The organism is Clostridium arbusti SL206, from assembly GCF_000246895.1.
Classification (GTDB): domain Bacteria; phylum Bacillota; class Clostridia; order Clostridiales; family Clostridiaceae; genus Clostridium_I; species Clostridium_I arbusti.
The window spans coordinates 1-8,308 of sequence record NZ_BAEV01000136.1 but is presented as its reverse complement, the minus strand read 5'-3'; the positions used below and the strand labels follow the sequence as shown (position 1 = coordinate 8,308).

9 protein-coding genes are annotated in these 8,308 nt (G+C 29.0%); 7 read left to right on the top strand and 2 right to left on the bottom strand.

All coding sequences use genetic code 11. The annotated features are described in order from the left end of the window. Positions 1-392 precede the first annotated feature (392 nt). The 4 genes from RH99_RS16850 (at position 393) to RH99_RS16835 (ending at position 2,903) form a co-directional block, all read left to right on the top strand. The gene (locus tag RH99_RS16850) at positions 393-770 is read left to right on the top strand and encodes a transcriptional regulator GutM (RefSeq protein ID WP_010240998.1); all 378 of its coding nucleotides are present in this window, start codon (positions 393-395) and stop codon (positions 768-770) included. Between the two features lie 49 nt (positions 771-819). Continuing rightward, on the top strand, positions 820-1,365 hold the full coding sequence (gene srlA / locus RH99_RS16845; RefSeq protein ID WP_010240996.1) for a PTS glucitol/sorbitol transporter subunit IIC: 546 nt from the start codon (positions 820-822) through the stop codon (positions 1,363-1,365). A gap of 21 nt (positions 1,366-1,386) precedes the next feature. Beyond that, positions 1,387-2,418: a PTS glucitol/sorbitol transporter subunit IIB gene (srlE, locus tag RH99_RS16840; protein WP_010240994.1), complete on the top strand. Its 1,032-nt coding sequence runs from the start codon at positions 1,387-1,389 to the stop codon at positions 2,416-2,418. A gap of 119 nt (positions 2,419-2,537) precedes the next feature. Next, positions 2,538-2,903, top strand: coding sequence for a PTS glucitol/sorbitol transporter subunit IIA (locus tag RH99_RS16835; protein WP_010240992.1), 366 nt, complete (start codon positions 2,538-2,540; stop codon positions 2,901-2,903). A 347-nt stretch (positions 2,904-3,250) separates the two neighbouring features. On the opposite strand, the gene RH99_RS16830 is transcribed toward RH99_RS16835, so the two are convergent. Then, positions 3,251-5,053, bottom strand: a complete 1,803-nt coding sequence (locus RH99_RS16830; RefSeq protein WP_010240990.1) for a MutS family DNA mismatch repair protein — start codon at positions 5,051-5,053, stop codon at positions 3,251-3,253. A 15-nt stretch (positions 5,054-5,068) separates the two neighbouring features. Beyond that, positions 5,069-5,692: a RusA family crossover junction endodeoxyribonuclease gene (locus RH99_RS16825; protein ID WP_010240988.1), complete on the bottom strand. Its 624-nt coding sequence runs from the start codon at positions 5,690-5,692 to the stop codon at positions 5,069-5,071. 287 nt (positions 5,693-5,979) lie between these two features. On the opposite strand from RH99_RS16825, the gene RH99_RS16820 reads away from it, so the two are divergent. The 3 genes from RH99_RS16820 (at position 5,980) to RH99_RS16810 (ending at position 8,265) form a co-directional block, all read left to right on the top strand. Beyond that, positions 5,980-6,699: a nuclease-related domain-containing protein gene (locus tag RH99_RS16820; RefSeq protein ID WP_010240986.1), complete on the top strand. Its 720-nt coding sequence runs from the start codon at positions 5,980-5,982 to the stop codon at positions 6,697-6,699. A gap of 118 nt (positions 6,700-6,817) precedes the next feature. Further along, entirely contained in the window at positions 6,818-7,840 is a 1,023-nt protein-coding gene (tsaD, locus tag RH99_RS16815) for a tRNA (adenosine(37)-N6)-threonylcarbamoyltransferase complex transferase subunit TsaD (RefSeq protein ID WP_010240984.1), read from the top strand. An 89-nt stretch (positions 7,841-7,929) separates the two neighbouring features. Then, positions 7,930-8,265: a single-stranded DNA-binding protein gene (locus RH99_RS16810; RefSeq protein ID WP_010240982.1), complete on the top strand. Its 336-nt coding sequence runs from the start codon at positions 7,930-7,932 to the stop codon at positions 8,263-8,265. Positions 8,266-8,308: the final 43 nt, after the last annotated feature.

Below are 8,308 nucleotides of genomic sequence, written 5' to 3'. Positions count from 1 at the left end.
CAGAAGAGTATTTTCATCATTATGCTTATCTTTGATAATTAATAGATTAATTAGCTAAAATAAAAATCTATTAATTATCAAAATACTATTGAAAAAGTTTACAAGTAGTTATATAATAAAAAACATGCAAAGCAAATGATTGACATATGAATAAAAGTGCAAAAAAATAAATTTTCATTTGTGTAGTTTTAATAATCGTTTATGACATATTATATTTTGATTATATAGGTTTAGTAAACGTTTTTATGATTGTTTATATTTTAAATATGTAAAAACTTACAACTAACAAGTCTTACTTAGTAAGGGGTGATACTCCAGCTAATATAGATATATTTATTAAAATATGATATTTCATATATAATAAAATATATAAATTTGAGGTGATAAGTATAATGTTGATAATATTTGTATTGATAGGAGCAGCATGGATAGGACAAATGATTCTTGGGTTTTATCAAGTTAAGTATTTCAATAAGAATTTTAAGGATATGAGAAAACTAGGAAAAGTAGTTATAGGTAAAAATAAGGGAAAGGTTAGAGCGGGTGTTGTTGTATTAATTGCAATAGATAAAGATTCTAACATAATAAAGGCTAAAAAAATGCAAGGTATATCTGTATTTGCTAGAATGAAAGCTTTGAAAATCCTTGAGAACAAAAATCTTCTTAAAATAAATACAAGCAGTTTGCAAGGTATAGATAGGTGGACAGTTAAAGCTGTAGATAATGGTATAGAAAGCTATAAAAATTATCTTTTAGAAGGAAGTAAGTAGAAAGTATAATAAATTTTAAATTAATTATAAAAAGAAAGGCGGAATTATTATGCAAGTTTTAACATATTTAGCTCAAGGATTTATAGGATTGTTTCAAGAAGGTGGAAAGACTTTTATTTCTATGGTTACAACAATTGTTCCAACATTAATTATGCTTCTTGTTGCAATGAACGCAATCATTAGATTTGTAGGTGAAAAACGAGTTGAAAAATTAGCTAAAGCATCAGCTTCAAACCCTATTACTAGATATCTTGTATTACCATTCATAGGTACATTCTTCTTTTGTAATCCAATGACTTTATCTTTAGGAAAATTTTTACCAGAAAAATATAAACCAAGTTATTATGCAGCAGCATCTTTTTCGTGCCATACAATGAATGGATTATTTCCACATGTAGACCCAAGTGAATTATTTGTATTTTTGGGGATAGCAGCTGGTATAACTAAATTAGGATTGTCAACAACAGATTTAGCTTTAAGATACTTTTTAGTTGGTTTAGCTACAAACTTCCTTAGAGGATGGATAACAGATTTTACAACAGCTATTGTTGAAAGACAGCAAAAAGTTAAATTAAAAGATACTTTATCAGTTTAATATAAGAGAGGAGGAAAAAAAATGAGTGAATATAATTCAATAATAGTTAAATCAGGTTCAGGTGGATTTGGAGGTCCGTTAATTATAACGCCCACAGAGAAGAAAAATAAAGTGGTTTATATTACAGGAGGACATACACCGGATGTAGCAAGCAAAGCGGCAGAACTACTAGGATGTGAATTAGTAGATGGATTTAAAACAAGAGTTCCAGATGATGAGATTGTCTGCGTTGTAATTGATTGTGGAGGAACTCTAAGATGTGGAATATATCCTAAAAAAAGAATTCCAACATTAAATATTATGCCAGCAGGTCCAAGTGGACCTTTAGCAGAATATATCAAAGCAGATATATATGCTTCAGCTGTAAAAGCAGAGGATATAGAGGCATATGAAGCATCACATGAAAGTTCAAATGAATCAACAAAGGAAAATATAGTAAAAGAAGAATCAAATCAAGAAAAAGAAGAAGAAAAAAAATCAAAGTATGATACAAGTAAGAAGATTACACAACAATCAGGTAGCAGCAGCTTAATGGCTAGAATAGGAATAGCAGTAGGTTCTCTAGTTGGAGTATTAAATCAAGCTGGACGTGAAACTATAGAAACTGTAATAAAAACCATTCTTCCATTTATGGCTTTTGTATGTATGCTTATAGGTATAATAGTTAAATCAGGTATAGGTGATGTAGTTGCAAAATTATTGTCACCATTAGCAGGAACAGTACCAGGACTTGTAATAATGTCACTTGTATGTTCATTTCCATTCTTATCCCCATTTTTAGGACCGGGAGCTGTTATAGCACAAGTTATAGGAACTTTAATTGGTGTTGAAATCGGAAAGGGTAATATACCACCACAGCTAGCATTACCAGCACTATTTGCTATTAATTCACAAGCGGGTTGTGATTTTGTACCTGTGGGACTTGGCCTTGCAGATGCAGAAGCTGAAACTGTTGAAGTAGGAGTACCTTCAGTTTTATATTCAAGATTTTTAACTGGACCAACAACGGTATTGATAGCGTGGCTTGCAAGTTTTGGGCTATATGTTAAATAAGTTTTATGAATTATAAATTAAAATTGTAGAATATAGTAATAAAAAGGTTTATAATAATTATAAATTGAATTCTCATATTAAATTAATGTTATTAATAAAAAGAAAGAGGGATTAGTAAAATGAGTTTAATATATAATACAGAAGTGACAAGTATTGGACCTTTAGTAGAGGGATTTTATCCTGAAAAGATGATAATATTATTTAAGGAAAATGCACCAGATGAATTAGCTGACTATTGTGTACTTCATGATGTAAATGATTTGAAAGAAGAAATTAAAACAGGATATACATTAAAGATAGATGAAACAGATTATAAAATAACTGCAGTTGGTGATGTAGTAAACAAAAATTTAAAAGATTTAGGTCATATTTGCTTAAAATTTGATGGAAGTACAAAAGCAGCTTTAGAGGGAACATTATATTTAGAAGATAAAGCAATAAAAGAAGTTTCTTTAGGAAGTAAAATTGAAATATTGGCACAATAAAATATTATTTTTTAACATGCTACACAAATATACTCTAATGATGAATGCAGTGTTTGATATTATAGAACATCTATCTATATATTCAAATACTGCATTCTTTGATTCTTCTATAGTTTCAAACTTTACATTTACCATATAACCTGTTGTTATCATATTTATATATTTATAATCAACTTAAATATCTTTCCATCATTTATTTTAAGTCATATCTTCCATATTGCTTTATTGTGTTGGTCTATTTGGTTTGTATCCAAAGCCACAGTGGTTAAAATGTCTTTCAAGTATTTGATTAAGTATATTTTTAAGTGTTTGTTGACATGTTTAGAGCATAATTTTAAAATCCTCATTTAATCCTCTATTTTAATTCCCACCATTTTCATAAGATATTTTGCATTAGTACTATCACAGCGTCCTTCTCTAAGTTTGTAATCAAAATGTATTTTGTTCTCTCTGTAGCTTTCTGAAAAATGATAGTTCTTTATCTTTTTCTCATTATTATATTCCAAATCGCATAACTCAAAATCATGGGTGGAAATTAAGCCACATACCCAAGGATTATCTAGGTTCTTCAGAACACTTCTTGCGCCTATAATTCTATCCTTTGAGTTAGTTCCCCTAAAGATTTCATCTATAAGAAAAATCATAGGTTCTTTTTTTGGCAAATGGTCAATTATTTTTTTTATACGCATAAGTTCAACGTAAAAGGTGGAAGCACCTTCCATTAAATTATCGCTTATTCTCATGGAAGTAAAAATATCCATTAATGAGCATTTCATAGATTTTCCACAAATAGGAGCTCCTGCATAGGCTAAAACTAGATTTATTCCTACAGTTCTAAGAAAGGTAGTTTTACCTGACATGTTTGAGCCGGTAACAATGAAAATGCTGTTTTTCATATCCATATCATTATATATACGATTTTTGCTGTTAATTAGAGGATGACCTAGGGAGTCAGCAGTAATAATTAAATTTTCATTTGTAAAGGTTGGAAAATTATATTCGGAACCTAAATGAGTTAATACTGCTAAACTGGACATAACTTCAAAATCCCCCAAAGTATTAACGTAATCATCTATTAGGTTACCATATTGTATTTTCCATTTTTCTAGAGAAAATAAGCATCTAAAATCCCAAAATACAATTAAGTTAAGAAAAAAATATAGCAAGAAATTATGTCTTAAATTTATGTTATTAATAATACTATTTAAAGCATTCATAACTTGAACTGAAGATTTATCCTTATAGGACAATTTTGATTTTAGTTCTTTTAAATAGGTATCTTTAAAATCCTCTGATTCAATGAGTTTAAGCATACCAACATAAGATTGTAAATCATCGTTAAATCCCTCTACAGAATCCAGTATTACCGGTGTTTTTGTATAACTTATAAAATTTATAACAGCATGGATTATAAATATAACAGGTATAATATAGTAAAAATATTTTATCTTAAATATAATGGTTAAGGCACAAAATATTATGGAAAAAATGGGTAAAAAATATACTACATTTCTAATAGGTGATTCTTTAAATAATTTATCAGGATTTTCAGCATAATTTATGAGCTTTGAAGGATCCCTCATATTATCTTTATCATAAGTACCTTCGCATTCTAATTCTTCACAGAAATTAATATTTTGCGATAATTCTTTAACAGCATTTTGGTGGTTTGTTATTGTATTTATATCTTTTTCTCCAGTTTTCAATAATTTTATTAGTTTTTGTCTTCCTAAAAAGGTATTAGTGGTATTTATTAATTGAAACAGAGAACTTTTACCAAAGACATCAAGATCTGTTCCATAAGGATGATCTATATTTATAGCATCTTCACCTAAGTCTTGAAATTCAGACCAAGTCCCATCTATTCTGTCTATGTAGTTCTTATTAATTATTATTAGGTTTCTTATTCTTTTTAAACTATTAGATATATTACTGTGGTATTTTATAAGAAATATAAAAATTATTAATGAGCAAAGAAAACCAATAGATGTATATATGCTTATTTTTCGTATAAGTAGATATGCATATATTAAAGTTACAATAAAAGCTATAAGTCTTAAACTACCAATAACATTGTAATTTTTTTTCTGTTTTTTCTGTTCTTCTTCCAGGTATTCAATCTTTTTTATAAATATGTCTTTATTAGCCATATAGGGTTACTCCTTCTAGAATAATTTTTTAAAACATGATTTGCATATTATTAGTTTACCCTTATTTGCAGAAATAGCATCACAAGATTTAATTTCTTTATGACATATTTCGCATATGATTTTATCGGAAGATGATTTTCTGCTATTGCATATAGGTTTTAAATGGTTTGTCCTATTAGAAGGCGGAGAATAATTAATTGGTTCATCTGCTGTATCTTTTTTCACTATACCATAAGATATACTGTAAATACTTTCACCAAATAATTCTAGTTCAAATCTAGGATTTTCAGCATCATAAAATTCTTCAATTATAATCCTCCTAACCTGTGCATCATTTACTATGAGACCACTTTTTTCAATGCCATCGAATATGCTCTTAGTAATGTTATTTGTATCAGGATGTCTTTTTTTACTTTTATAATAGACATTTAATACCGCTATTAATGCTTCTGATAAAATTAGATTTGGATTTTGTATTCTGGCTTCATAGGCTATCTCTTCTTCGTACAATGCATATCTGTCGTGATATTTACCTGAATTATAAGGCAAAATAGCTCTTCCTTGTACATTAAATAATTTAAAATTTGATTTTGAAATAGGCGATCCTTTAACTACAACTTTTGCATAATAATTGTTCATTATTTACTCCTCGTGTACATTTTCTAGGAAATAGTATATATAATTTTATATTTGTTTGCTTTCTCTTTATGGTGAGGCTATATTACAGTGATTAGTAATCAGATAAAATTATATATAACATTATAACATATTTGTATAAGCATAAGAATATACGTTCGCTATAAAAAGTAGATTTTTACTATGTTAACAAATGTATGTTGGAAAAGTTAGAGTAATGTTATAGGTGAAAAATTTTTTTGACTAGGTTATAATTTATTAGTGACTACTAAAGATAAGGAGAAAAGAAAATGGCAGTTATAAAAAGTAAAGAAAAATCTTTGAATAGGAAGAGTAATAATGATCTAGTTATTGAATTGATTGGGGTATTAATGTGTATAGCAGCTATACCTGTTTACGCTTTTTTTAGAAACATATATACATCTGCAGTTATTATTATAATAGCTTTTACAGTTATTGTTCATTTTTCAAAGCGAAGGAAGATATATAAATATGGAATAGAAGGTGAAAAGCATATATCAAAGCTTTTAGACACTCTTAATAATAAATACATGGTGTATAATGACATTGTAATAGGTGGCAAGGAAAGAGGAGCTCAGATAGATCATCTTGTATTGTCACCTTATGGAATATTCTGCATTGAAACAAAGAACATGAAAGGTACAATTACAGGCAGAGAAGAGGATAATGCTTGGAAGCAAGTTAAGACCGGTCAAGGTGGAAAAACTTATGAAAAGAGTTTTTATAATCCCTGCAAACAATCAAGAGGACATGTAAATGCAATTAAGAGTCTTTTAAGACATGGAGATTTTAAAAATGTACTTGTTTACTCAATTGTGGCCTTTAATTCAAATAAAGAGGTTAATTTAAAAATTATGGTTAAGTCAACACCAGTTGTTAAATCTGATAAGTTAATAAGTTTTATTAATAGTAAAAAGGGGATTACAATAAGTGATGATAGGTTAAAAAGAATAGAAAATATAATAGACAGAGATTTAAAAAGTAAATAGATTAGTATAAGACTAGTTATTTATTTACGATGCCTTATAACAAATGTAAAATGATTATTGATAAGATAAATGGTTATATTTTTAATTATGAAAGTATATTAAGAGAGGTAAAGTGCTAATGGATAAGGATGTAAAGATACTTGCAATAGAAAGTAGCTGCGATGAAACTTCAGCAGCGGTAGTGGTAAATGGAAGAAAAGTATTATCAAATATAATATCATCACAAATTGCTATACATACTAAATTTGGTGGAGTTGTACCAGAAGTTGCATCTAGAAAACATATTGAAGTAATTAGTGAAGTTGTAGAACAAGCTTTAAAGGAAGCGGAAGTTTCATTTGAAGATATAGATGCTATAGGAGTTACCTATGGGCCAGGTCTGGTTGGTGCACTATTAGTAGGAGTGCAATATGCTAAAGGACTTGCTTATTCATTAGGTAAACCGCTAGTTGGAGTAAACCATATAGAAGGGCATATAAGTGCAAACTTTATTGAATATGAAGATTTAAAACCACCTTTTGTTTGTTTAGTGGTATCAGGAGGTCATACTTTCATAGTCCATATGAAGGATTATGGCGATTTTGAAGTAATGGGTCAAACTAGAGATGATGCAGCTGGAGAAGCCTATGATAAAGTTGCTAGAGCTATAGGGCTTGGATATCCCGGAGGACCTAAAATAGATAAACTTTCTAAAGAGGGAAATGAGAATGCCATTAAATTTCCAAGAGCTAATTTCCATGAGGAGTCTTTGGATTTTTCTTTTAGTGGTGTTAAATCAGCAGTACTTAATTATCTGAATAAGATGGAAATGAAAAAAGAAGAAATAAACAGAGCAGATGTAGCAGCTTCATTCCAAAAGGCTGTGGTAGATTTTTTAGTTAGTAATGCCATGAAGGCTTGCATCATAAAAAAAGTAGATAAAATTGCTATTGCTGGTGGTGTTGCATCAAATTCTGCACTTAGAAAATCTATGATAGATGCGGGGACGAAAAGAAATATTAATGTGCTATTTCCAGAACCAGTACTATGTACTGACAATGCAGCAATGATAGGTAGTGCTGCATACTTTGAATATATTAAAGGGGTTACTGCTCCGTTAGACTTTAATGCTGTACCAAATTTAAAACTAGGAGAAAGATAGGTAAAACAATAAAAATAATTATTAAAGGGTATATGAATTAAAAATCTGTCCATAATGTAGATATTAATCTTAAATATGGAGGAAAAGTGATGAATAAAATTTTATTGGTAGGAAGATTGGTAAAGGATCCAGAACTAAAGCACATTGAATCAAATGGCAAAGAAGTATGTAATTTTACCATAGCAGTAAATAGAAATTATGTTAATGCAAAGGGTGAAAGGGAGGCTGACTTTGTTCCAGTTGTGGTTTGGGGGAAAACAGCAGAGTTAGTATGCAATTACATGAAAAAAGGAAGACTTTTAAGCGTTAGCGGAAGATTACAAATAAGAAACTATGAGGATAAGGAAGGAAATAAAAAATATGTATCCGAAGTAGTGGGAGAAGAAGTATTATTCTTAGATTCTAAAAAGGAAAGTGTAGGTTAGTATAAAGAATTCTCTGATTTATAATAAAAAAGTTGAGAGTAAG

Coding starts and splice junctions, on each gene's coding strand:
- RH99_RS16850 (WP_010240998.1), top strand. CDS start 393: ATGTTGATAATATTTGTATTGATAGGAGCAGCATGGATAGGACAAATG.
- srlA (WP_010240996.1), top strand. CDS start 820: ATGCAAGTTTTAACATATTTAGCTCAAGGATTTATAGGATTGTTTCAA.
- srlE (WP_010240994.1), top strand. CDS start 1,387: ATGAGTGAATATAATTCAATAATAGTTAAATCAGGTTCAGGTGGATTT.
- RH99_RS16835 (WP_010240992.1), top strand. CDS start 2,538: ATGAGTTTAATATATAATACAGAAGTGACAAGTATTGGACCTTTAGTA.
- RH99_RS16830 (WP_010240990.1), bottom strand. CDS start 5,053: ATGGCTAATAAAGACATATTTATAAAAAAGATTGAATACCTGGAAGAA.
- RH99_RS16825 (WP_010240988.1), bottom strand. CDS start 5,692: ATGAACAATTATTATGCAAAAGTTGTAGTTAAAGGATCGCCTATTTCA.
- RH99_RS16820 (WP_010240986.1), top strand. CDS start 5,980: ATGGCAGTTATAAAAAGTAAAGAAAAATCTTTGAATAGGAAGAGTAAT.
- tsaD (WP_010240984.1), top strand. CDS start 6,818: ATGGATAAGGATGTAAAGATACTTGCAATAGAAAGTAGCTGCGATGAA.
- RH99_RS16810 (WP_010240982.1), top strand. CDS start 7,930: ATGAATAAAATTTTATTGGTAGGAAGATTGGTAAAGGATCCAGAACTA.